This window comes from Streptomyces sp. NPDC048436 (assembly GCF_043200355.1).
Taxonomy (GTDB): Bacteria; Actinomycetota; Actinomycetes; order Streptomycetales; family Streptomycetaceae; genus Streptomyces.
This window is the reverse complement of the sequence record NZ_JBICXP010000006.1, coordinates 317432-339753: the sequence shown is the minus strand read 5'-3', so window position 1 is coordinate 339753 and position 22322 is coordinate 317432. Positions and strand designations below refer to the sequence as shown.

Here is a 22322-nt window from a genome sequence, read left to right as displayed (position 1 = left end):
TGGGGGCAATCGCCCTCAGGTCAGCGGCAGCCGCATGATCGTCAGGTCGAGCCACCGGCCGAACTTGGTGCCGACCTCCGGCACTGTGCCGACGTGACGGAAGCCGAAGCGTTCGTGCAGCCGGATCGAGCCGCTGTTGCCCGCCTCGATGTCCGCGATCATCACGTGGTGGCCGGCCTGGCGCGCGGCGGAGATGAGGTCGGTCATCAGCGCCGAGCCGATGCCGAGGCCGTGCCGCCCCTCGCGTACGTAGACGGAGTTCTCCACCGTGTGGCGATACCCCTCCAGCTCACGCCATGGGCCGTAGACCGCGAACCCGGCGACCTCGCCGTCCGCCTCCGCCACGAACGCGGAGCCCCGGTCCAGGTGGGCGGCGAGCCAGGCCGCCCCTTCGGCGGGAGACTGCTGGGTCTGCGTCCACAGGGCCGTCGAGTGCTCGATCGCGTGGTTGCGGATGGCGCGGACGGCTTCGGCGTCGCCGGGGTGGGCCGCGCGCACCGTCACCGCCTGCGCCTTCTTGTATATTAGATTCATCGTGTCCAATATAGTAGATCCCCTTGTGGGGCAGATCGCCGCACGCGTCCGCACCGAACGCGACCGACGCCGCTGGACCCTGGCGCAGCTCGCCGAGGCCTCCGGTGTCTCCCGCGCCATGATCAACCGGATCGAGCGGGGCGAGAGCAGTCCCACCGCCGTCATTCTCGGCAAACTGTCCGCCGCCTTCCAGCTCAGCGTCTCCTCTCTGCTCGCTCTCGCGGAGGGCACGGAGGGAGCAGAGGGCGCGGACGAAGCAGCCGGTGATTCGGCCCGTGACGCCGCGAGCCCATCCGGGGGCGTGCGCCGCCAGGCCGACGCCGCCGAGTGGACCGATCCCGCCACCGGGTACCGCCGCCGCCAGGTCACCGGGCCCCGCTTCCCCGCGGAGGTCGCCGAGATCCGTCTGCCGCCCGGCGCCCGCGTGCCGTACCCGGCCGCGGCCTTCGCCTTCCTGCGGCAGGTCGTCTGGGTGCTCGACGGGCACCTGACCTTCCACGAAGGCGACACGGTGCACGAACTCGACGCGGGCGACACGATCGAACTGGGCGATCCCTCGCCGCGCGTCTTCGCCAACACCAGCGGCGCCGAGTGCCGTTACGCCGTCATCCTCGCCCGGGGAGAACAGCCGTGACCCTTCCCCGGGGCGCCACTGTCTTCCTCGCCTGCACCGCCGGGACCGCGATAGCGAACAACTACGCGCTTCAGCCCGCGCTCACCGATGTCGCCGCGGAACTCGGTGTGCCGCTCTCGGTCATCGGTCTCGTACCGACCGCCGCCCTCATCGGCTGCATGACCGGCTTCGCGCTCCTGCTGCCCCTCACCGACCACGTGGCCCCCAACCGCCTGGTCGCCGGGCAGCTCACCTGTCTGGCAGCCGCCCTCGCCCTGGCCGCGAGCGCGCACGGCGCACTCACCCTCCTCGCCGCCTACCTGTTCATCGGCGCGGCGGCCGGCGTCGCGGCACAGGCCGGCAACATCGCGGGCCGCCATACCCCGCCCGGGCGCCGCGGAACCGGCGTGGCCACGGTGGCGGCGGGCATGTCGGCCGGCATCCTGCTCAGCCGCCTGGCCGGCGGCTCCCTCGCCGACGCCGTCGGATGGCGGTGGATGCTGCTCGCCTTCGCCGCCCTCGTCCTGCTGTGCGCACTCTGCGCCGCCGTTCTCCTCCCCCGGCAGGCGCCGAGCCCCGGCCGCGGCTACCTCGCCACGCTCCGTTCGCTCCCGCCTCTGCTGCGGCGCCATCAGCAGCTGCGCCGGGCGGTGGCCGCCGGTGGCCTGTGGTACTTCGCCTTCAACCTCATCTGGGTCACGCTGGCCCTCGCCCTCGCCCAACCGCCGCACTCGCTCAGTCCTACCGCCATCGGGCTGTACAGCCTGGCCGGACTGCTCGGGTTCGGCGCGCTCCCGGTCACCGGACGGCTCACCGACCGCTACGGCGCCCGCACCGTGATCACCGCAGGCATGCTGGCCGGCGCCGCCGGGACCGTTCTGCTCGCCACCGGCCTCGGCTCCCCGCCGGTGACCGGAGCCGGACTCGCCCTGTTCGACGCGGGCTGCTTCGCCGCCCAGGCAGCCAACCAGAGCAGGATCATCGCCATCGACCCCGAACGCGGCGGCAGCCTCAGCAGCGTCTATCTGGTCCTGTACTTCATCTTCGGCGCCATCGGCACGGCGCTCGCGGCGCCCACCTTCGAAACCTTCGGATGGCGCGGCACATCGCTCGCCGCTCTCACGGCCCTGCTGCTCGCGGCCCTGGTCGGGCACCTCGGCGGCCGACGGATCAGCGAGGCGAGGGCAGAGGCCGGCCGTCCGCGGCGGCGTAACTTGTCCCGTCCATGACATCATCACAGATTCGACCCACAACGTTCATACAGTGACGCGCCCACCCGTGCCACTCTCCCGATGACCCACTTGTCAACTCGCGTAGAACGCAGGCCCTGTTGGAGGGATCCGCGGGTACGCGAGCCTCCGGGAGAGGACACCCCCACATGCCCGTCCCTCACATACGCCGCTGGAAACCGCTCGCCATGACGGCCGCCGCACTTCTCGTCGGGATCACCGTCCCGGCCGCCGCCGACGCCGCGACCTCGGACCCCACGCCGACTCGCGCGCGAACGACTGTCGGCGCCTATGACGACACGTACTACAAGGACGCGCTCGGCAAGACCGGTCCTGAGCTGAAGAGCGCGCTGCACACGATCATCAGCGACCAGACCAAGCTCTCGTACGACCAGGTCTGGGACGCCCTCAAGACCACCGACGAGGACCCGGCCAACAGCGGCAACGTGATCCTCCTCTACACCGGCCGCTCGCAGAGCAAGAGCAGCAACGGCGGCGACCCGGACCAGTGGAACCGCGAGCACGTGTGGGCCAAGTCGCACGGCGACTTCGGCACCGCGACCGGCCCCGGCACCGACATCCACCACCTGCGTCCGGAGGACGTGTCGGTCAACAGCACCCGCGGCAACAAGGACTTCGACAACGGCGGCAGCGCGGTCGGCGAGGCGCCGGGCAACAACACCGACGCCGACTCCTTTGAACCCCGTGACGCCGTCAAGGGCGATGTGGCCCGCATGATCCTCTACATGGCCGTGCGCTACGACGGTGACGACGGCTTCGCCGACCTGGAGCCCAACGACAAGGTCGACAACGGCAGCGCACCCGCCATCGGACGGCTCTCCGTGCTCAAGCAGTGGAGCGACGAGGACCCGCCGGACGCGTTCGAGAAGAACCGCAACCAGGTCATCTACGACCAGTTCCAGCACAACCGCAACCCGTTCATCGACCACCCCGAGTGGGTCGGGTCGATCTGGTAGACGCCCGCCCGCCGGCTTCAGGTGGCAGCACTCTCGCAGTGCTGCCACCTCCCGTCATCGGGTGACGGTACGTCAGGAGACCACGTCACCAAGCGGCTTGCCCTCCAGATGACCGGCGACGTTCTGGATCGCGGCGAGCCCGATCCGGACGAGCGTCTCGCGGGTGACGCCCGCGACATGCGGCGAGAGCACCACGTTCGGCGCCTTCAGCAGGCGCAGGGCCTCGGTGGGCGGTTCCGGGTCGAAGACGTCGATGCCCGCCCCCGCGAGGGTCCCGGCCGTCAGCGCGTCGGCGAGTGCGTCCTGGTCGATGAGCGCGCCGCGTGAGGTGTTGACCACGAAGGCCGTCGGCTTGAGGAGGGCGAGGCGCTCGGCGTCCAGGAGGTGGCGCGTGTCCGGCGTGAGCGGGGCGTGCAGGCTGACGTAGTCGGACGTACGGAGCAGCTCGTCGAGTTGTACGTGGCGGGCGCCGCCGAGGCGGGCCTCCGTCTCCGCTGCCGCCGGCCTTGGCCCCGCGTAGACGATGGTCATGTCGAACGCCACGGCGCGGCGGGCGACTTCCTCGCCGATGTGGCCGAGTCCCACGATGCCGAGCGTCTTGCCGGAGAGTTCGGTGATGGACTGCTGGAGCCGGGGCAGCGCCCAGTCGGCCTCGGTGAGGGCGGTGTGCGCGGGGATCAGCTGCTTGGCGAGGGCGAGCATGAGGGCGAAGGTCTGCTCGGCGACGTTCTGCTTCTCGGCGCCGCTGGAGCCGATCGAGCAGACCTGGATGGAGTGTGCGCGGGCCGCGTCCAGGTCGACGTAGTCGAAGCCGTGGCTCGCGCACTGGACGACTTCCAGGGCCGGGGCGGCGGCGATGTGCTCGGCGGTGACGGGCGCGAGGCCGGTGATGATGACGTGCGCCTCGCGCAGGGCCGCCGCATCCTCGTCGGCCGCTTCGACGACGGTGACGTGGGTCGAGGGGGGAAGGAGCCCGGCGAGCGCTCCGCCGGCGGCGCGGCCACCCACATGGGGGGAGACGATGGCGAGGACGTTCTTCACTGTGGTCATGCGGACTCCTCGATCAGGTCGTCGGCGCTGAGCGTGGCGGGCCCGGCGTGCCCGGACAGGGCGAGGGTCAGGTCGAGTTCGGCGAGCAGACAGCGGATGACGTGGTCGACGCCCGCCTGCCCGTCGAGGCCGAGCCCGTAGGCGTACGGCCGTCCCACGAGCACGGCCTCGGCGCCCAGGGCGAGCGCCTTGAAGATGTCGTCACCGGTGCGGATCCCGCTGTCGAACAGGACGCTGAGCCGGTCGCCCACCGCGGCCACGACGCGGGGCAGCGCGTCGGCCGCCGCGACGGAGCCCGCGACCTGACGCCCGCCGTGGTTGGAGACCACCACGCCGTCCATGCCCGCGTCGGCGGCGCGGCGCGCGTCGTCCGGGTGCAGGACGCCCTTGAGCACGATGGGGCCGTCCCAGTTCTCGCGCAGGAACGCCAGGTCGGGCCAGGTCTTCGCGGGGTCGGCGAACATGCCGACGAAGTGCATCACGGCCGCGTTCGGATCCTCGTGCACCGGCTTGGCGAGACCTGCCTGGAACGCGGGGTCGCTGAAGTAGTTGGCGGTGCCCACGCCGTACAGGAAGGGCAGGTAGGCCTGGTCGAGGTCGCGGGGCCGCCAGGCCAGGAGCGGGGTGTCGAGCGTGACGACCAGTGCCGTGTACCCGGAGGCCTTGGCCCGGTCCAGGAAGCTCTTGGTGACGTCACGGTCCTTGGCCCAGTACAGCTGGAACCACCGCTGAGCGTCCCCCATCGCCTCGGCGACCTGCTCCATGGGGGTGCTGGACGCAGACGACAGGATGTACGGGACGCCACGGGCGGCGGCGGCGCGGGCGGCTGCGGACTCCCCGTCCGGATGCATGATCGACAGGACGCCGACGGGCGCGAGGGCGACCGGCGCGGGCAGCCGGTGGCCGAGCACCTCCACGGAGAGATCGCGTTCGTGTACGTCACGCAGCATCCGCGGCACGATCCGGCGCCGGTCGAGTGCCTCACGGTTGGCGCGGGTGGTGCTGCCGTTGCCCGCGCTCCCGGCGACATAGCCGACGGGGCCTGGGCCGAGCCGCTGCTCGGTCAGCTCTTCGAGGCGGGTCAGGTCGGTGGGCAGGCGGGGTACGGCCCCGGTCATGCCGTTGAGGTAGATCTCGTACTGGAAGTCCGCCCAGTTCGGCGAGGTCGTCATGTGGTGGGTCCCGTCCCGTCTCCGTGAGACTGCGCTGTCTACCCGATGATCCTTGCCACTGTGACAAGCCCCGTCCATGGTCGTACGCACCCTTTTCCGATGGGACTATCACCCTGTGACAAACAAGCGGGAACGGGTCCGACAGGAACTCCTGGCCGACCCGCGCCTCGTCGAGGCGGTCGTCGACGCGGTGCACGAGCAGGTTCCGGCGTACACGGCGCTGGACGGCAGCAGGTTCCCCGAGGTGCGGGCCATCGCCGCCTGGGCGACGGACCGGCTGCTCGGCCAGTGGGTGACGGACGGGTCGATCGGCGCCGCCGATCTGCGGCGCTTCCGTGGGATCGCGGCGGCGCGGGCGGCGGACGGCCGCCCCTTGCAGGCTGTCCTGCGTGCCTATCGGGTCGCCGCGGCGGTGCTCGCCGACGAGGTCGCCGCCCGCGCGCCGCAGCTGTCCACGAAGGACGCCTTCGCGCTGACCCAACTCCTGCTGCAGGCCATGGACACCATCGCCGAGGAGATGACGACGGCGTACGCGGCGGCCAGCGAACGCCTCACCGGTGACCGCGACAGGGCGCTGCAACTACTGCTCGACGACCTGATCGCGGGCCGGCACGCGTCGCTGGGAGCGCTCAGCGCGCGGGCGTCCCGGCTCGGCATCCAACTGCCGGACCTTTACTGCCTGTTGGTGGCGGAGCCGGTAGGAGACGCGTCGGCGGACAGCTCCTCCTCCTACGTCTCATCCGACATCTCCCTCGCCACGTCGACCGCCCTGCTCGCGGCCCTCGACGGCGACGGGTCCCGTGGAACGTCCCTCGCGACGACCCACGGTTCCCGTGCCGTCCTGCTCCTTCCGGCCGCGGCCGCCGACGCCGTGCCCGGCGTCCTGCGCGGGCACGCCTGGCGCGGCTGTGTGATCTCCGGCCAGAGCCTGGACCGCGTCCAGGTCGCCCACCGCCTCGCCGCGGGCGCCCTTGACACCGCTCCCCCGCACGCCCACCAGGCCGACCGGGTGCTCACCGACGCCGACGCGCATGTCCTCGCGCTGCTCGCGGGCCACCCGGTGGCGAGCCCCGACCAGATCGGCCGCATCGTCCTCGGCCGGCTCGTCGACCCTGCGCAGCGCCACCTCCTGGAGGCTCTCACCGCGTACATCGACACCGGTTCCGCCAACGCGGCGGCCCGCGAACTCCACCTGCATCCCCAGTCCGTGCGCTACCGCCTGCGCCGGGTCCGCGACCTCACATCGCGCGACCCGCAGAACCCGTGGCAGCGCCTCACCCTGGACATCGCCCGCACGATCGTGCTCGGGGGACGCGGCGGGTAGGACGTCATCTGCGGCGCCACTCCTCGGCGAGCAGTTCGTAGGAGCGCACCCGGTCGGCGTGGCCGTGGGTGATGGTGGTGATGAGCAACTCGTCGGCGCCGGTGGCTTCCTGGAGCTGTTCCAGGCGGTCCGCGACGTGGCCCGGGGAGCCGACGAACTGGGTCTCGGTGCGGTCGTCGACCAGCGCCCGGTCCGCTTCGGTCCAGACGTGCCGGCGGGCCTCTTCGGGCGTGGGGTACTGGATGGCACCCTCGGCCGTACGGATGCTGCGGACCCACGGGGCGTAGCCCGCGGCGAGTTCGCGGGCGGTCTCGTCGTCCTCGGCGACGACTACGTCCGCGGAGACGCTGACGTAGGGCTCGTCGAGTACGTCGGAGGGCTTGAACGCGGCGCGGTATCCCTCCGCCGCTTCGAGCACCGTGCCGGGGCTGACGTGGTAATTCGCGGCGAAGGGCAGTCCGTTGCCGCCCGCCACCTCCGCGCTCTGTCCGCCGCTGCTGCCCAGGATCCACACCTGGATGTCGGCGCCCTCACCCGGGACGACGTGCGCTTCGATGCCATCCGCTGACCGGTACGTCCCTGCCAGGAGCGCGAGGATGTCGTCGACCTGCTCTCCATAGTCCTGCGACTCGGCGTTCGGCTGCTGGAGCAGCTTGCGCTGCAGGGCCACGCGAGGTGAGCCGAGCAGATGCTCGTAGGAGAACCGTGCGGGGATGCGCAGTCCGTTGGGCGCGTGACCGTCGACGACGGGGGTCGCGGTGGGCGGCGCGGCGGCGGGCTTTCCGGGCGGACGGCCGCCGGAACGGCCGAGGCCCAGGTCAAGGCGCCCGGGGTGCAGCGCGTCGATCAGGCCGAACTCCTCGACCGTGGAGAGAGCGGTGCGATGGCCGAGCTGTACGGCCCCCGCACCCAGCCGGATCGTCGAGGTCGCGGAGGCGGTCAGGGCGAGGACGACCGCGGGTGAGGTTCCCGCTACGCCCGGGTTGAGGTGGTGTTCGGCGAACCAGTAGCGGGCGTACCCGAAGCGTTCGGTCTGCCTGGCCAGGTCGATGGAGTTGCGCAGCGCCCCGGCCGCGGTGGAGCCGGACGAGACCGGCACCAGGTCGAGGATGCCGAGAGGGATGGCTGACATGTGCGGTGCTCCTTCTCAGTGGTCGGCGGACGCGGGGACGAGGACGGGTTCGGGCGCGGGCGGGCCCCCGGCATCGGCGTCGGGGCGGGCGTCGGGGTGGGCGAGGCCGAGGTGGTCGCGCAGGGTGGTGCCCTCGTACTCCGTGCGGAAGACGCCGCGCTCCTGGAGCAGTGGGACCACGGTGTCGGCGAAGCCGTCGAGGCCGCCGGGGGTGATGTGCGGTACGAGGATGAACCCGTCGGATGCGTCGGCCTGGACGAAGGAGTTGATCGTCTCGGCGACGGTGGCCGGGGAGCCGACGAAGGACTGGCGATTGCCGGTCTCGATGACGAGGTCACGGATGGACCACTTGTTCGCCTCCGCGAGCTCCCGCCACTCCCGTGCGGTGGCCAGCGGGTCGCGGTACATCCGCACCTGGGCACGACCGCGGGCGATGGTGTGCTCGCCGACGTCCGGATCGATGTCGGGGAGCGGGCCTTCGGGGTCGTACGCGGAGAGGTCGCGGTTCCAGACGAACTCCAGGTGCTTGATCGCCGTGGCGCCGCTGACCTGGAGGCGCCGCACCTCGCGGGAGAGCTCCTCCGCCTCGGCGTCGGTGTCTCCGAGTACGAAGGTCGCGGCGGGCAGGATCAGGAGCTGGTCGTGGGTGCGGCCGTGGCGGGCCAGGCGCCCCTTGACGTCCGTGTAGAACTCCTGGCCTTCCTTGAGCGTGCTGTACCGGCTGAAGATGGCGTCAGCGCCTTCGGCCGCGAACTCACGGCCCTCCTCGGAGTCACCCGCCTGGAAGATGACCGGGCGCCCCTGGGGGCTGCGCGGGACGTTGAACTGGCCCTGGATGTCGAAGTGTTGCCCCTGGTGGACGAAGGCTCCTGCCTGGGCGTCGCGCAGGAAGGTGCCGGTCTCCTGGTCGGCGACGATCTCGTCCCCGCGCCAGGAGTCGAACAGCTCGCCCGCCGTACGCAGGAACTCCTTCGCCCTTGAGTACCGCTCCTCCTGCGGGAGGAATCCGCCGCGGCGGAAGTTCTCGCCGGTGAAGGCGTCCCAGGAGGTCACGACGTTCCATGCGGCGCGCCCGCCCGAGAGGTGGTCGAGGCTGGCGAACTGGCGGGCCACCTCGTAGGGCTCGTTGAAGGTGGAGTTGATGGTGCCGGTCAGGCCGAGGTGCTCGGTGACGGCGGCGAGCGCGCTGAGGACGGTGAAGGTGTCGGGCCGTCCGACGACGTCCAAGTCGTATATCTGGCCGCCCTGTTCGCGCAGTCGCAGCCCTTCGGCGAGGAAGAGGAAGTCGAACTTGGCGCGTTCGGCGGTCCGCGCGAAGTGCGCGAAGGAGCTGAACTCGATGTGGCTTCCGGCGTCGGGGTCGCTCCACACGGTGGTGTTGTTGACGCCGGGGAAGTGCGCCGCGAGGTGGATCTGCTTGAGCGGCTTGTCGGGTGACTTGCTCATGACTGGGTTCCCTTCCGGCTCAGGCGGTGGCGGCGTAGCGGTTCGCGGGGCGGGCGAGGCCCAGCAGTCCGCGCAGGGTGTCGGCTTCGTACGCGCGGCGGAAGACGCCCCGGCGCTGGAGCTCGGGCACCAGACCGCGGGTGATCGCCGGGAGGTCGTGGCCGAGGACCGCGGGACGCAGCCGGAACCCGGAAAGCCCCTCCCTTGCCAACTCCTGGAGTTCGTCGGCGAGTTGAGCGGGTGTCCCCGTGAACACCTTCGCGTCGCTGGTGTACGGGTGGCCTGCGAGGGCGTCCAGGCGCTCGCGGCGGGCCGCGGCGGCGGCCGGGTCGTCGTCCAGGAACACCACCAGGTCACCGAAGAGGTGCAGGGGCTCGTCGGAGCGCCCGGCCCTGTCCTGTTCCGCGCGGACGGCCGTGACGATGGCGCGTGCCTGCCCGGCGTCGTGCGGGGTGACGTATCCGATGTCGGCGGAGCGGCCGAGGAGCCGGAACGGGGCGTCGGTCACGGTCTCGTGGGCGAGGGCGCTGACGAGGGGCTGGCCCTGCGGCGGCCGGGGTGTGATGGAGGGGCCCTTGACGCTGAAGTGCTTGCCCTCGAAGTCGATGTAGTGCAGCTTGTCGCGGTCGACGAAGCGGCCGGTGGCGACGTCCCGTATCTCGGCGTCGTCCTCCCAGCTGTCCCAGAGGCGGCGCACCACCTCGACGTAGTCGGCGGCCTCGTCGAAGAGGTCGAGGAGCAACTCCCGTATGGCCGGGCGCTCCAGGTCCTCGATGCGGAAGGCGGGAAGCGTCCGGCGGCCGAAGTGCGCGGCCTCGTTGCGGCGCGGTGACACCTGTACCCGCAGGCCCGCGCGGCCGTTGCTGACGTAGTCGAGCGTGGCGATCGCCTTGGATGCGTGGAAGGGCTCCGTGTGGGTGGTCACCACGGTCGGCACCAGGCCGATGTGGCTGGTCAGCGGGGCGATGCGGGCGGCGATGAGAACGGCGTCGAGCCGTCCGCGTATCTCGTCGGTGCGTGCGTCGGGTTCGGCGAAAGGCGCGGCTTGCAGGCCGAGCGCGTCCTCGATGGTCACGAAGTCGAGCAGACCGCGTTCGGCCTCGGTGACCAGATCGGCCCAGTAGCGGGCCGTGAGCAACTCCCTTGGGCGGGACACCGGTTCGCGCCAGGCGGCGGGGTGCCAGCCCGCGCCGTCGAGGGCGACGGCGAGGTGCAGCGCGCCGGAGGAAGCGGAGTCCGGAGAAGAAGAGGGGGACAATGGAGACAAAGGGGGCAACGAAGATGATGACGACACGAAAGGTGCGCCTTCCTGATCGACCGGCTGACCGTACGAGGACACCGGCCCCTCGACATGGAGGGCCCGGCGGCGGAGTGACAGGTCAGGGGCGACAGAGCGCGCCGGCCACGCGCTGCAGGTCGATGTGCGGCCGGGAGTACAGATGCACGCGGCGGCTCGGGGCGATCACCATGACGCGCAGGGCGGACGGGGACGGCAGGAGCGACATATGAGGGGCGACCGGCGCATGCGGGAAGAGCGGCACGTCGGTCACCTCCGCCCTTCCGGCCCGGCGGGCTCGATGCCTCGCCGGTATCGCGCTTGCGGAACCCGGATGGGCACCGCCTGGTCTTCACCTGGAGCACCCCACCGCGTCGGAGGGTTGCCGGTCAGCAAGCCAGGGCTTGACGCTGACACTCGTCACCTGTTCGGGACGTTACGCGAGGTCACAGCGGTGCGCAATGCCCGGCGACCACAAGGATCATGGGCGTTCTCACATCGCCGTACGGTGCCGTCAGCTGCCCTTCTCAGCGTCAACCGCCGCGCCACGTCTTCTGTTCCGCATGGACGCGAGGAGTTTCAGGACGGTCGGCGCGGGCCTTCTTGACGGCGCCGGGCGCCCGGACCCACACTTCCCGGGACGGTAGCGCGGCTCTGACGCAACGGGCCTCGACGCAGGGCTGGTGGACATGTCCAGGGCGGTCGGTGGGAGGAACGGCACTCGGCGCCCTTCCCTGTCCACGCCCCGACCGCGCCCCCGCGTCCTCACCCGGCGTCTGCACATCGACCTGCTGCGCGTGTGCAGCGCCACGGCTCCAGCGGTCTGACCTCCACCCACCGGAAGCGTCAGCCGAGAGCGCCGGCCCGAAGCGGTCGGCGCCCCTCACCTGTTGTCTGGAGAGCCATGCCCGAGACCACGTCGACGCCGCACCGTTCCCGCCCCCCGATCCGCAGCCGCATCGGCGCCGACCTCGCGGGCGGCTTCTACCCGGCGCCTCACCGCTACCATCTGTACCTCTCGGCGGGATGTCCGAGCTCCTTGCGCGTCTCGATCACCCTCGACCTGCTCGAGCTCAGGGACTCGGTCTCCACCACGGTCCTGGCCCCGGACGCCCCCATGGCGCTGGACTCCCTGCACCGCTATTACGAGGCCACCGAGCACCACTTCGACGGCACGCCTGCCGTCCCCGCCCTCTGCGACCGGTGGAGCGGACACGTCGTCAGCAACCACACCCCCGACATCCTGCGCGACCTAGCCTGCCGCCTGGCCGCGCACGGCGGCGACCCGCTGCTCGTCCTGCGCCCGTGCGCCCTGGCGGCGCAGATCGACGCCGTGCACGAGCGCCTCGCCGCCCGCCTCTTCCAGGCGCCCGAGCCGGTCCTGGGCGAACTCGACCGCCGTCTGGCCACCCGCCCCTACATCGTGGGCGCCCAACTCACCGCGGCGGACGTGGACTTGTGGGCCACGCTCGTCCACCTCCCCCGGCAAGCGGCTGCCGCGGCCCGCTCCCGTACCCACGTACGCGCCTACGTCGAGCGCCTGCACGACCACCCGGCCTTCCGCGCCAACCACCCACCTACGGCACGTACGAAGCCCGTCTCGCCGTGGCCACCACCTTCACGCCGTCCGCCCCGCTGAGCCGCCCGTCGGCCACCCAGGCGTCGACCACGCTCTGGACGCGCTGAACCAGCGCGCCCTTGTTCCGGAAGGGGGCGGCCGACCAGATGTCGTCGAGGAGGGTCGTGCCGTCGGTCCTGGCCGGGTTGGCGACGCCCGCATCGGTCGTGCCGAAGACCACCCGGGACTCGGCCCGCTGGAAGTAGGCGTGTGTCGGGTCCTCCGTGCCCTCGAAGAACGGGGCGAGGGCGGTGCCGTCGAGCGTGTAGTGCAGCGGCTTGCCCGCGACCGGGGTGAGGGTGGGCAGCAGGTCGCCCGAGAGCGCCGCGTTGCGGTAGAGGCTCAGGCGGAGGTAGTTCCTTGAGCTGTCGCGGGCCACGAGATGGACGGGACCGTAGAACAGGGACTGGATCTCCGGCTTGTCGGGGGTCTTCTCGACGCGCAGGCGGAAGGGGACGGAGATCCGGACGGTGTCTCCGTCGCGCCAGGTCCGGGAGACGGAGAAGTAGCGTCCGGGGGCCGGATCACCCGTCGCCTTCTTGCCGTTGACGGTCACGGTGAACCCGTCCTTCGCCCAGGCGGGCACGCGGAGCCGCAGGTCGAACGCCGTGGTGGCGCCCCGGACGGTGAGCGTGCTCCCCTGCTCCCTCGGGTAGTCGGTCGTCTGCGTGACCATGAGGTTCTTCTCGGACCAGGTCAGCGTGGAGGGGCTGTAGAGGTTGACGTAGAGGGCGGAGCCGTCGGCCTCCTTGAAGTAGACGGAGTCCTGGTATTTGGTGGCGCTCTCCATGCCCGTGCCCTCGCAGCACGTCGTCCCCGCCTTGGGCGTGTAGTCGCGCACATGGCCGGGGAGCAGGCCGATGAAGTACGTGACGAGGGGCTTCTCCGCGTCGGCCTTGTCCTGCTTGGAGCCGAGCACCTGGTTGTAGAGGGCCCGCTCGTAGTAGTCCATGTACTTCGGGTCCTGCTCGTGGAGGAACAGCGTCCGGCTCAGTTTGAGCAGGTTGTAGGCGCAGCAGGTCTCGGCGGTGGTGTCGCTGAGCGTGCCGGCGACGGAGCCGCGCGCCTTCCAGAACTCGCCGGTGCTCGTGCCGCCGATGCCGTACATGCGGGTCGGGACGACCATGCCCCAGAAGTTCCGCGCGGCCGTGAGATAGCGCCGCTCCCCCGTCTCGTCGTACAGCCGCAGCAGTCCCGTGAAGATGGGGATGTGCTGGTTGGCGTGGAGTCCGTCGAGGGTGTCGTCGCCCGCGGCGCACGCGTCGATGAGCTTGTCCAGGTCGAAGAGGCGGGCCAGCGCGAGGTGTTCGGCCTTGCCCGTGATCGCGTACAGGTCGCAGATCGCCTCGACGATGCCGCCGAACTCGCCGCTGGAGAATATCCCCCACATGCGTTGCAGGGTGCTCTGCGGCAGCTTCGAAAGCCGGGAGTGCATCCAGTCGCACAGGCCAGAGGCGAGGTCGAGTGCGCGGGCGTCGTCCGTGTGGAGATAGGCGTCGAGTACGCCGCGCAGGATCTTGTGCGCGGTGTAGTACGGAGCCCACACCATGGTGTAGTCGCCCTGGGTCATCGACTCCAGGGTGATGAACTGCGTCTCGGGGTACGCCGCGAGGAACCCCGGATGGCTCGGACCTCCCCAGGTACGGCGCAGGGTGGCGGCCCTGCCGCGGCCCGAACTGTCGGCGAATGTGGCGCCCTTGGTCTCCTCGAAGGCGTACGAGGCGACGTCCCCGGCACCGGTCGGGCCATCGGCGGCGGGCGCGTCCTGGAGCCCCGCGATCTCGGCCGGACTCAGCGCCCGCGACCAGAAGTTGACCTCGTCGAAGGCCCCGGCGAAGACCGGGTCGGCCGCGTAGCTGGACCGGCCGAGCCAGTTGTCGCGCAGGGAGCCGAGCGCGGCCGGGTCCAGGGTCATCGCCGTGTTCTCCGCGACGGCGGTGCCGTTGACGTAGAGCGTGCCGGTGTCGCCCTTGATCGTCACCGCCACGTGGCTCCACCGGTCGAGGGCCAGCGGCTTCGTGCCGTTGATGGCCTGTTCACCGCCGGGGCCGCCGGTGGTGAGGGCGAAGCGCGGGACGCCGTCCGCGTTGCGGGCGGCGAGGTAGAGATAGCGGCTGGTGTCGTTGCCGCAGTCCAGGATCCGCGCCCAGGCGGCGTCGTGGGCGGGCTTCACCCAGGCCGAGATGGTCACGTCCTTGACGCCGTCGAGGAGGCGGGGCGGTAGATCGACGTACTGGGAGGAACCGCGGACGTTCTCCGCGGCGGTGGAGAACTTGCCCTGGACACTGAGCACTTCGGGCTCGCGGCGCAGCGCGTCGCGGACCTCGGTGAGCGCCCCGACCATGGTCCGGATCTTGTCGGCGTACACCTTCTCGCCCGTACTGCCATAGGCCTGCGCGAGCATGGTGAGGAAGTGGCCGGTGTAGTGCCCGCGCAGGTTTCCGTTCGCCTCGCCGTCGAGCCCCTCCCAGCCGCCGGGTGCCACGGCGCCACGGGCGGAGAGCCCCGCGTTGGCGCGGAAGACCTGGAGCAGCCGGTCCACGTCGTAGCCGCGTGCGTGGTCGAGCATCAGGGCGCGCTTGGCGGCGAAGACACCCTGCCGGAGCTGTACGTCCTTCAGTGCGAACGGCCGCGCGGTCCATGCGGCGGGAGCGGCGGCCGCCTTGGGTGTGGGGGAAGCGGCGGATGCCCGGCCGGAGGCGAGGGCGGACATCACCGGTGCCGCTGCGACGAGCGCCGCGGCGCGGAGGACGGCTCGTCTGGCGGGTGCGGGGGACATGGGTGCCTCATTCCTGACGATGCACGGTCGGCACGTTCGACATGTCGAACGTGGTTCGGATCACCGACCAAAAAGTAGGAGTGCGGCAAGGACACGTCAATGCTTCTGTCAGGATCACCCGGTGGCCGCGGCAGAAGCGCCACGGCCACCGGGAGCGATCACCAGGCCCCTGGGTTCACCAGATCCGTACACGCTCCGCGCGGTCGAGCCAGAGCCCGTCGCCCTCCGCCGTCGCGAACGCCTCGTGGAACTCGTCGAGGTTGCGCACGATGTTCGCCCGGAACTCGGGTGGCGAGTGCGGGTCGATGGTGAGGTACTGCTGCTCCTGCTCCTTGCGGCGCTTGGTGCGCCAGCAGTAGGACCAGTTCATGAACAGCCGCTGGGAGCCGGTGAGGCCGTCGCTCTCGGGCATCGGGGCGCCGTCGAGCGCGATGCGGTACGCCGTGTGCCCGATGGTGAGGCCGCCGAGGTCGCCGATGTTCTCGCCGACCGTCAGCGAGCCGTTGACGGACTCGCCGGGGAGATTGCGGGGCGAGAAGCCGTCGTACTGCTTGACCAGCGCCTTCGACTTCGCCTCGAACGCGGACTTGTCGGCCGCGGTCCACCAGTCGTTGAGGTTGCCCGCGCCGTCGTACTGCGCGCCCTGGTCGTCGAAGCCGTGGCCGATCTCGTGGCCGATGACCGAGCCGATGCCGCCGTAGTTCTCCGCGGGGTCGGCGTCGGGCGAGAAGAACGGCTTCTGCAGGATGCCCGCGGGGAAGCAGATCTCGTTGGTGCCCGGGTTGTAGTACGCGTTGACCGTCTGCGGCAGCATGAACCACTCGTCGCGGTCGACCGGCGAGCCGATCTTGGCGAGCTCCCGGTCGGACTCGAACGCCGCCGCCGCGTGGGCGTTGCCGAGCAGGTCGCCGGCGGAGACCTGGAGCGCCGAGTAGTCCCGGAAGGTGTCCGGGTAGCCGATCTTGGGACGGAACGTCGCCAGCTTCTCGTAGGCGCGCTCCTTCGTCTCGTCCGTCATCCAGTCGAGGCGGGCGATCGACTGCCGGTAGGCCTCAAGAAGGTTGGCGACGAGGTCGTCCATCATCGCCTTGGAGCTCGGCGGGAAGTGCCGCGCGACGTACTCCTTGCCGACGGCCTCGCCCATGGCCCCCTCCACGTGCGCAACGGCGCGCTTCCAGCGGGCGCGGAGCTCCGGGGTGCCGTTGAGGGTGCGGCCGTAGAAGTCGAAGTTGTTCTGGACGAAGTCGTCGGTCAGATAAGGCGCGGACGAGCGCAGCACGCGGGCCAGCGCCCAGTCACGCCACTGCTCGATCGGGGTCTCGGCGAGCACCGCGGAGAGGTGGCTGAGGTAGGACGGCTGGCGGACGCAGGTCTCGGCGATGGTGGCGTCCGAGCCGCCGAGCCCCTCGACATAGCCACGCCAGTCGAACTCCGGGGCAAGGGCGGTCAGTTCGTCCAGGGTGGTGAGGTTGTAGGTCTTCTGTACGTCACGTGTCTCGGCCCGCTCCCAGTGGCCGGTGGCCAGCCGGGTCTCCAGCGCGAGTACGGTCCGTGCCGCGTCGGCCGGGGAGGCGTGCTTCCCGAGCCTGAGCAGCTCGGTGAGGTGGGCGACGTACTTCTCGCGGATCTCGGCGAACTTCTCGTCGCGGTAGTACGACTCGTCGGGCAGGCCGAGGCCGCCCTGGAGGATGTTGAAGAGGTAGCGGTCGGAGTTCCGGTCGTCGGAGTCGACGTAGATGCCGAAGAGGCCGGAGCCGCCGATCCGCTCGAAGCGGCCGAGGAACGCCGCGAGGTCCTTACGGTCCCGCAGCCCCGCGACGGCGTCGATCAGCGGCTGTGCGGGGGTCAGGCCGCGGGCGGCGATCGCCTCCTCGTCCATGAAGGCCGCGTACAGCGTGGCGATCTTGCGTGCGTCCTCGGAGTCGGCGCCGTCCGTCGCGGCCGACGCCAGCTCCTGGATGATCACCTTCACTTGCTCTTCGGCCGTGTCGACCAACTGCACAAAGGGGCCCCAGCTGGAGCGATCCTCGGGGATCGGCTCGTTCTCCAGCCAGTGACCGTTGACGTGGCCGAACAGGTCGTCCTGCGGCCGGATCTCAGGGTTCATGCCCGCGCGGGCGTCATCCAGCATGCTCATTCACGCACCCTACGCGGACACCGCCTCCGAGCACGATCGGCGAGCGACCGCCGACCGGCCCTCGGCCCGTCCTCAGCCGGTGACGTACTCCCGCAGGTGCCGCGCGGTCACCGTGTCACCGTCGGCCACCAGGGCCGCGGGCGTCCCGGTGAAGACCACCTGGCCGCCGTCGTGACCGCCGCCGGGGCCGAGGTCGACGATCCAGTCGGCGTGCGCCATGACCGCCTGGTGGTGCTCGATGACGACCACCGAGTTCCCGTCGTCGACCAGCCGGTCCAGGAGGGCGAGCAGCTTGTCCACGTCGGCCATGTGCAGTCCGGTGGTCGGTTCGTCCAGGACGTACGTCGATGACTTCTCGGCCATGTGGATGGCGAGCTTGAGGCGCTGGCGCTCGCCGCCGGACAGGGTGTTGAGCGGCTGGCCGAGCCGCAGATAGCCGAGGCCCACGTCGGTGAGCCTGCCGAGGATGGTGTGCGGCCGACCCGAGGGGAAGAAGTCGTACGCCTCGGCGATGGACATGCCGAGGACCTCGCTGATGTTCTTGCCACGCAGCCGGTAGGTGAGGACCTCGGCGGTGAACCGCTTGCCCTCGCACTCCTCGCAGACCGACGCCACTCCCGGCATCATCGCCAGGTCGGTGAAGATGAGCCCGATGCCGCCGCACTTGGGGCAGGCGCCCTCGGAGTTCGCGCTGAACAGCGCCGCCTTGACGCCGTTGGCCTTGGCGAAGGCGGTCCTGATCGGCCCGAGGAGTCCGGTGTACGTCGCCGGGTTCGAGCGGCGTGAACCGCGGATCGGTGACTGGTCGGCCACCACCACGCCCTCGCGCCCGGAGAGGTAGCCGTGGATCAGCGAGCTCTTGCCGGAGCCCGCGACGCCGGTGACGACGGCGAGCACGCCGAGCGGGATGTCGACCTCGACGTCCTTGAGGTTGTGCAGGTCGGCGCCCTTGATGGACAGCTCCCCCTTGGGTACGCGCACCTGCTCGCGCAGTTGAGCCCGGTGCCCCAGATGCCGTCCGGTCAGCGTGCCGGAGTCGCGCAGCCCCGCGACGTCGCCGGTGTAGCAGATCTGTCCGCCGGCCGATCCGGCTCCGGGGCCGAGGTCCACGACGTGGTCGGCGATCGCGATGACCTCGGGCTTGTGCTCCACCACGAGCACCGTGTTGCCCTTGTCGCGCAGCCGCAGGAGAAGGTCGTTCATGCGCCGGATGTCGTGCGGGTGCAGGCCGATGGTCGGCTCGTCGAAGACGTACGTCACGTCGGTGATGCTGGAGCCGAGATGGCGGACCATCTTCACGCGCTGCGCCTCGCCGCCGGAGAGCGAGCCCGATGTCCGGTCCAGACTCAGATAGCCGAGCCCGATCTCGACCAGCGATTCGAGCAGCTCGCGCAGGCTCGTGATCAGCGGCGCGACGGTGGGGTCGTCGAGGCCGCGTACGAATTCGGCCAGATCGCTGATCTGCATGGACGAGCAGTCGGCGATGTTCTTGCCGTCGATCTTCGACGACAGCGCGGCCGTGGTCAGCCGCGTGCCCTCGCAGAGCGGGCACCGGGCGAACACCACGGCCCGGTCCACGAACTCCCTGACGTGGGGCTGCAGGGAGGCGCGGTCCTTGGAGAGCCAGGTCCGCTGCATCCGGACGATCAGGCCTTCGTATGTGAAGCCGTTGGTGCCCGCCTTCACCTTGACCGCGGGCTTGTGCAGGAAGTCGGCCCACTCCTGCTCGGTGAAGTCCTTCAGCTTCTTGTCGGGGTCACAGAAGCCGGAGGTGGCCATGACCTTCCAGCTCCAGGAGTCCACCGCGAAGTACGGGACGGTGATCGCGCCCTCGTTCAGGGAGAGTTCACGGTCCACGAGCTGGTCGACGTCGACGGTGGAGACCTCGCCGGTGCCCTCGCAGTCGGGGCACATACCGTCGGGGACGTTGAAGCTGAAGGCGCTCGCGGTGCCGATGTGCGGGGCGCCCATGCGGCTGAAGATGATCCTGAGCATGGTGTAGGCGTCAGTGGCGGTGCCCACCGTGGAGCGGGAGTTGGCCCCCATGCGCTCCTGGTCGACGACGATCGCCGCGCTGAGATTGCGCAGTCCGTCCACGTCGGGGCGGCCCTGGCTCGGCATGAACGACTGGATGAACGCGGTGTACGTCTCGTTGATCAGCCGCTGCGATTCGGCGGCGATGGTGCCGAAGACCAGCGAGGACTTGCCGGAGCCGGAGACTCCGGTGAAGACGGTGAGCCGCCGCTTGGGGATGTCGAGCGAGACGTCTTGAAGGTTGTTCTCGCGGGCTCCTCGCACCTGAATCACGTGGTGGCTGTCGGCGGGGGTGACCGTCACTGATGCTCCTTGGCCTGTCCGTCTTACCGGCTGAACCGAGTCAACCGGCTCGACCGGGTGGAATGAAAAGCGTACGCCGTACTCAGTCAAGCGTACATCGTACCCAATCCCTGTGCGGTGTGCGGCGTTACAAGGGTCAATTACCGCCAGGGACCGCCCAGTTGGTATGGACATGACCGTCGAGCCGCTTCTATGCTCCGCCTGAACTCATCGTGAGAGCGCTCTCAGCACCCTGTTCCTCCCCTGTTCCCCCCCCTGTTCACCCCTTGTTCCTCCCCCACCCCGTTGGAACGACAGAAAGGGCACCGTCATGAGACGCAGAACCGGAGTCCGCATCGCCCTCTCCTCCATGCTCCTGATGGGCACCTGGGCGAGCGCCTCCCTCGCCCCCACCGCGAGCGCCGCCCCCGCACCCGCCGCTCCCCCGGCCTCCGCGGGAATGCTCACCGCCCTCCAGGACGACCTCGGGCTCACCGCGAGCCAGGCGCGCGCCCGGCTCGCCTCCGAGAAGACCGCCGTCGGCGTCGACCGCGCCGCGCGCCGGGCTGCCGGGGCGGCCTACGGCGGCTCCTGGTACGACGCGGCCACCGGCAAGCTGACCGTGGCGACCACCAGCGCCGCCAAGGCCTCCGCCCTTCGCGAGACGGGAGCCGCCGTCCGCGTGGTCCGGCACAGCGCCAAGGAACTGGACGCGGCCAAGAAGCGCGTCGACGCCCTGCCCGCCCCCTCCGGAGTCAGCAGCTGGCACGTGGCACCCCGGAGCAACCGCGTCATCGTGAACGTCGTCGCCGCCCAGAAGGACGACAACGATGTCCAACGCTTCGTCGAGCGCGCCAGGCGAGCGGGCCCCGTCCAGGTCAAGACGGTGGGCGAGGCACCGGCCACCTTCGCCGCGGGCACGGTGGGCGGCGACCCCTTCTACACCGGTAACGTCCGCTGCTCCATCGGCTTCTCGGTGCACGGCGGGTTCGTCACCGCGGGCCACTGCGGGCAGGCCGGGGCCGGGGTGCGCGGCTGGGACGGTTCGAACATCGGCAGCTTCCAGGGCTCCTCGTTCCCCGACAACGACTACGCGTACGTCAGCGTGGGCAACGGCTGGTGGACCGTGCCGGTGGTCCTCGGCTGGGGCACCGTCTCCGACCAGCTGGTCCGCGGCTCGGCCGAGGCCCCGGTGGGGGCGTCGATCTGCCGCTCCGGGTCCACCACGCACTGGCACTGCGGCACCGTCCTCGCCAAGAACGAGACGGTGAACTACAGCCAGGGCGCCGTCCACCAGATGACCAAGACCAGCGTCTGCGCCGAACCGGGCGACTCCGGCGGCTCCTTCATCAGCGGCGACCAGGCCCAAGGCGTCACCTCGGGCGGCTGGGGCAATTGCAGCGGCGGCGGTGAGACCTGGCACCAGCCGGTCAACGAAATCCTCAACCGGTACGGGCTGACCCTGCACACGGCCTGACCTCCGATGCGGCGCGCCGGACACTGTGGCGGACGGTCCGGCGCGTACGCCCCCCGTGGTGAGTCCTGGCCGCTGGATGGCCCTAACCGGGTTCACCGGCGGCGCACGGAGGAAGGAGTGCGGCTGCCACTTCAGGAACGACTGGTCCCGGAGCCACGTGTTCGGGGACGAACGGAGAGCCGCGATGACAGCAAGGTCGGCCGGGGGCAGACGCCGCGCCCGCATCGGGACCAGACTCCTCGCCACACTCGCCGTGGGCGCACTCACCCTGGGAGCCGCCGCCCACGCGAGCACATCGGCGGACGACGGCGCCCCGCCGCGCGGCCGTTCGCCCTTCACCGGCCTTACGGCACATCAGGGCCCGGTGCTCGCGGTGAAGTTCGACAACGCGCCGACGGCCAGGCCGCACACCGGCCTCACCCAGGCCGACATCGTGTACGTGGAGAAGGTCGAGGGCGGGATGAGCAGGCTCATGGGGGTCTACTCCAGCCGCCTGCCCAAGGCCGTCGGACCGGTGCGCAGCGCCCGGGAGTCCGACATCGAGCTGCTGCGCCAGTTCGGCCACCCGGCGCTCGCCTACTCGGGGGTGCGCAGCTCGCTCAACAAGGTGCTCCGCGACTCGCCGCTGTACGCCCGCCCGGAGGGCCGCTTCCCGGGGGCCTACTTCCGCGACGCCAACCGCCCCGCCCCGCACAACCTCTTCGCGCGCCCCGAGGCGGTACTGCGCTCGGCCCCCAAGGCGGGCCTCGCCTCCGACGTCGGCTTCCGCTTCGGCCCGGCTCCGGCGGGCGGCGCCCCCACCGCGGCACGGACCGTCCGCTACTCCGCGGCGAGCCACACCTTCGCCTGGTCGCCACAGGAGCGGCGCTGGCTCGCGTCCTTCGACGGCGCCCCGGCCCGCGGCGCGTCGGGAGCGCGCCTCGGCGGGAAGACGGTCGTGATCCAGTACGTGGACATGCCGCCGTCGCGCTACAAGGACGTCAACGGTGCGGCGACCCCGTACATCAAGACGGTCGGCAGCGGCAAGGCGCTCGTCCTGCGCGACGGCAAGGCGTACAAGACCCACTGGAAGCGGTCGAGCCCCGAGGGCGGCACGCACTTCACGCTCTCCAACGGCAGGCCGATGCCGTTCGCGCCGGGCCAGGTCTGGATGGTGTACGCGGACCGCTAGACCCGGCGGAGGACAGCCGTCAGCCCGGTGACCGTGAAGACCGGTCACCGGGCTGACGTGGGGTACTGCTC

At 70.7% G+C, this 22322-nt stretch carries 17 protein-coding genes and 1 riboswitch; of the genes, 7 read left to right on the top strand and 10 right to left on the bottom strand.

Annotated features, from left to right (window positions below; translation table 11 throughout):
- Window positions 1-15: 15 nt before the first annotated feature.
- Window positions 16-534 carry a GNAT family N-acetyltransferase gene (locus ACGFX9_RS22920; protein ID WP_393474885.1) on the bottom strand — a complete coding sequence of 173 codons (519 nt, stop codon included), beginning with the start codon at window positions 532-534 and terminating at the stop codon, window positions 16-18.
- Window position 535: 1 nt separating this feature from the next.
- Here ACGFX9_RS22920 and ACGFX9_RS22915 point away from each other — a divergent pair, with 1 nt between their 5' ends.
- The 3 genes from ACGFX9_RS22915 (at window position 536) to ACGFX9_RS22905 (ending at window position 3353) form a co-directional block, all read left to right on the top strand.
- Window positions 536-1168: a helix-turn-helix domain-containing protein gene (locus tag ACGFX9_RS22915; RefSeq protein WP_393474882.1), complete on the top strand. Its 633-nt coding sequence runs from the start codon at window positions 536-538 to the stop codon at window positions 1166-1168.
- On the top strand, window positions 1165-2376 hold the full coding sequence (locus ACGFX9_RS22910) for an MFS transporter (RefSeq protein WP_393474879.1): 1212 nt from the start codon (window positions 1165-1167) through the stop codon (window positions 2374-2376). Before ACGFX9_RS22915 ends, ACGFX9_RS22910 begins: the two co-directional genes overlap by 4 nt.
- 188 nt (window positions 2377-2564) lie before the next feature.
- Window positions 2565-3353: an endonuclease I family protein gene (locus ACGFX9_RS22905; protein WP_393475404.1), complete on the top strand. Its 789-nt coding sequence runs from the start codon at window positions 2565-2567 to the stop codon at window positions 3351-3353.
- A gap of 72 nt (window positions 3354-3425) precedes the next feature.
- On the opposite strand, the gene ACGFX9_RS22900 is transcribed toward ACGFX9_RS22905, so the two are convergent.
- Both ACGFX9_RS22900 and ACGFX9_RS22895 read right to left on the bottom strand, forming a co-directional pair.
- Window positions 3426-4403 carry a 2-hydroxyacid dehydrogenase gene (locus ACGFX9_RS22900; RefSeq protein WP_393474876.1) on the bottom strand — a complete coding sequence of 326 codons (978 nt, stop codon included), beginning with the start codon at window positions 4401-4403 and terminating at the stop codon, window positions 3426-3428.
- Window positions 4400-5575, bottom strand: a complete 1176-nt coding sequence (locus ACGFX9_RS22895) for a lactate 2-monooxygenase (RefSeq protein WP_393474873.1) — start codon at window positions 5573-5575, stop codon at window positions 4400-4402. The genes ACGFX9_RS22900 and ACGFX9_RS22895 overlap by 4 nt, the downstream gene beginning before the upstream one ends.
- Window positions 5576-5690: 115 nt before the next feature.
- On the opposite strand from ACGFX9_RS22895, the gene ACGFX9_RS22890 reads away from it, so the two are divergent.
- The gene (locus ACGFX9_RS22890; protein WP_393474870.1) at window positions 5691-6899 is read left to right on the top strand and encodes a PucR family transcriptional regulator; all 1209 of its coding nucleotides are present in this window, start codon (window positions 5691-5693) and stop codon (window positions 6897-6899) included.
- Between the two features lie 4 nt (window positions 6900-6903).
- Here the strand turns inward: ACGFX9_RS22890 and ACGFX9_RS22885 are convergent, their stop codons facing one another.
- The 4 genes from ACGFX9_RS22885 to ACGFX9_RS22870 all read right to left on the bottom strand — a co-directional run bounded on the left by ACGFX9_RS22885 (window position 6904) and on the right by ACGFX9_RS22870 (window position 11027).
- Window positions 6904-8031 carry an LLM class flavin-dependent oxidoreductase gene (locus tag ACGFX9_RS22885; RefSeq protein WP_393474867.1) on the bottom strand — a complete coding sequence of 376 codons (1128 nt, stop codon included), beginning with the start codon at window positions 8029-8031 and terminating at the stop codon, window positions 6904-6906.
- Between the two features lie 15 nt (window positions 8032-8046).
- The gene (locus tag ACGFX9_RS22880) at window positions 8047-9477 is read right to left on the bottom strand and encodes an NtaA/DmoA family FMN-dependent monooxygenase (protein WP_393474864.1); all 1431 of its coding nucleotides are present in this window, start codon (window positions 9475-9477) and stop codon (window positions 8047-8049) included.
- 19 nt (window positions 9478-9496) lie between these two features.
- Entirely contained in the window at window positions 9497-10744 is a 1248-nt protein-coding gene (locus tag ACGFX9_RS22875) for an LLM class flavin-dependent oxidoreductase (protein WP_393474861.1), read from the bottom strand.
- A gap of 112 nt (window positions 10745-10856) precedes the next feature.
- A complete protein-coding gene (locus ACGFX9_RS22870) occupies window positions 10857-11027 on the bottom strand; it encodes a putative leader peptide (RefSeq protein WP_393474858.1) in 171 nt (56 codons plus the stop codon).
- Window positions 11028-11065: 38 nt separating this feature from the next.
- A riboswitch (SAM riboswitch) is annotated at window positions 11066-11178 on the bottom strand.
- A 479-nt stretch (window positions 11179-11657) separates the two neighbouring features.
- On the opposite strand from ACGFX9_RS22870, the gene ACGFX9_RS22865 reads away from it, so the two are divergent.
- Entirely contained in the window at window positions 11658-12392 is a 735-nt protein-coding gene (locus ACGFX9_RS22865) for a glutathione S-transferase C-terminal domain-containing protein (protein WP_393474855.1), read from the top strand.
- Here ACGFX9_RS22865 and ACGFX9_RS22860 read toward each other — a convergent pair.
- The 3 genes from ACGFX9_RS22860 to ACGFX9_RS22850 all read right to left on the bottom strand — a co-directional run bounded on the left by ACGFX9_RS22860 (window position 12331) and on the right by ACGFX9_RS22850 (window position 19624).
- Window positions 12331-15150 (bottom strand): beta-L-arabinofuranosidase domain-containing protein, encoded by a 2820-nt coding sequence (locus tag ACGFX9_RS22860; RefSeq protein WP_393474853.1) that lies wholly within the window; start codon window positions 15148-15150, stop codon window positions 12331-12333. The genes ACGFX9_RS22865 and ACGFX9_RS22860 overlap by 62 nt on opposite strands.
- A 175-nt stretch (window positions 15151-15325) precedes the next feature.
- A complete protein-coding gene (locus tag ACGFX9_RS22855) occupies window positions 15326-17287 on the bottom strand; it encodes a M13 family metallopeptidase (RefSeq protein WP_393474851.1) in 1962 nt (653 codons plus the stop codon).
- A gap of 72 nt (window positions 17288-17359) precedes the next feature.
- Window positions 17360-19624 (bottom strand): ATP-binding cassette domain-containing protein, encoded by a 2265-nt coding sequence (locus tag ACGFX9_RS22850; RefSeq protein WP_393474848.1) that lies wholly within the window; start codon window positions 19622-19624, stop codon window positions 17360-17362.
- A gap of 310 nt (window positions 19625-19934) precedes the next feature.
- On the opposite strand from ACGFX9_RS22850, the gene ACGFX9_RS22845 reads away from it, so the two are divergent.
- Both ACGFX9_RS22845 and ACGFX9_RS22840 read left to right on the top strand, forming a co-directional pair.
- Window positions 19935-21080 carry a S1 family peptidase gene (locus ACGFX9_RS22845; protein ID WP_393474846.1) on the top strand — a complete coding sequence of 382 codons (1146 nt, stop codon included), beginning with the start codon at window positions 19935-19937 and terminating at the stop codon, window positions 21078-21080.
- Between the two features lie 184 nt (window positions 21081-21264).
- Window positions 21265-22251, top strand: coding sequence for a DUF3048 domain-containing protein (locus tag ACGFX9_RS22840; protein WP_393474843.1), 987 nt, complete (start codon window positions 21265-21267; stop codon window positions 22249-22251).
- Window positions 22252-22322: the final 71 nt, after the last annotated feature.

Coding starts and splice junctions, on each gene's coding strand:
- ACGFX9_RS22880 (WP_393474864.1), bottom strand. CDS start 9,477: ATGAGCAAGTCACCCGACAAGCCGCTCAAGCAGATCCACCTCGCGGCG.
- ACGFX9_RS22885 (WP_393474867.1), bottom strand. CDS start 8,031: ATGTCAGCCATCCCTCTCGGCATCCTCGACCTGGTGCCGGTCTCGTCC.
- ACGFX9_RS22900 (WP_393474876.1), bottom strand. CDS start 4,403: ATGACCACAGTGAAGAACGTCCTCGCCATCGTCTCCCCCCATGTGGGT.
- ACGFX9_RS22895 (WP_393474873.1), bottom strand. CDS start 5,575: ATGACGACCTCGCCGAACTGGGCGGACTTCCAGTACGAGATCTACCTC.
- ACGFX9_RS22845 (WP_393474846.1), top strand. CDS start 19,935: ATGAGACGCAGAACCGGAGTCCGCATCGCCCTCTCCTCCATGCTCCTG.
- ACGFX9_RS22905 (WP_393475404.1), top strand. CDS start 2,565: ATGACGGCCGCCGCACTTCTCGTCGGGATCACCGTCCCGGCCGCCGCC.
- ACGFX9_RS22920 (WP_393474885.1), bottom strand. CDS start 534: ATGAATCTAATATACAAGAAGGCGCAGGCGGTGACGGTGCGCGCGGCC.
- ACGFX9_RS22855 (WP_393474851.1), bottom strand. CDS start 17,287: ATGAGCATGCTGGATGACGCCCGCGCGGGCATGAACCCTGAGATCCGG.
- ACGFX9_RS22865 (WP_393474855.1), top strand. CDS start 11,658: ATGCCCGAGACCACGTCGACGCCGCACCGTTCCCGCCCCCCGATCCGC.
- ACGFX9_RS22840 (WP_393474843.1), top strand. CDS start 21,265: ATGACAGCAAGGTCGGCCGGGGGCAGACGCCGCGCCCGCATCGGGACC.
- ACGFX9_RS22860 (WP_393474853.1), bottom strand. CDS start 15,150: ATGTCCCCCGCACCCGCCAGACGAGCCGTCCTCCGCGCCGCGGCGCTC.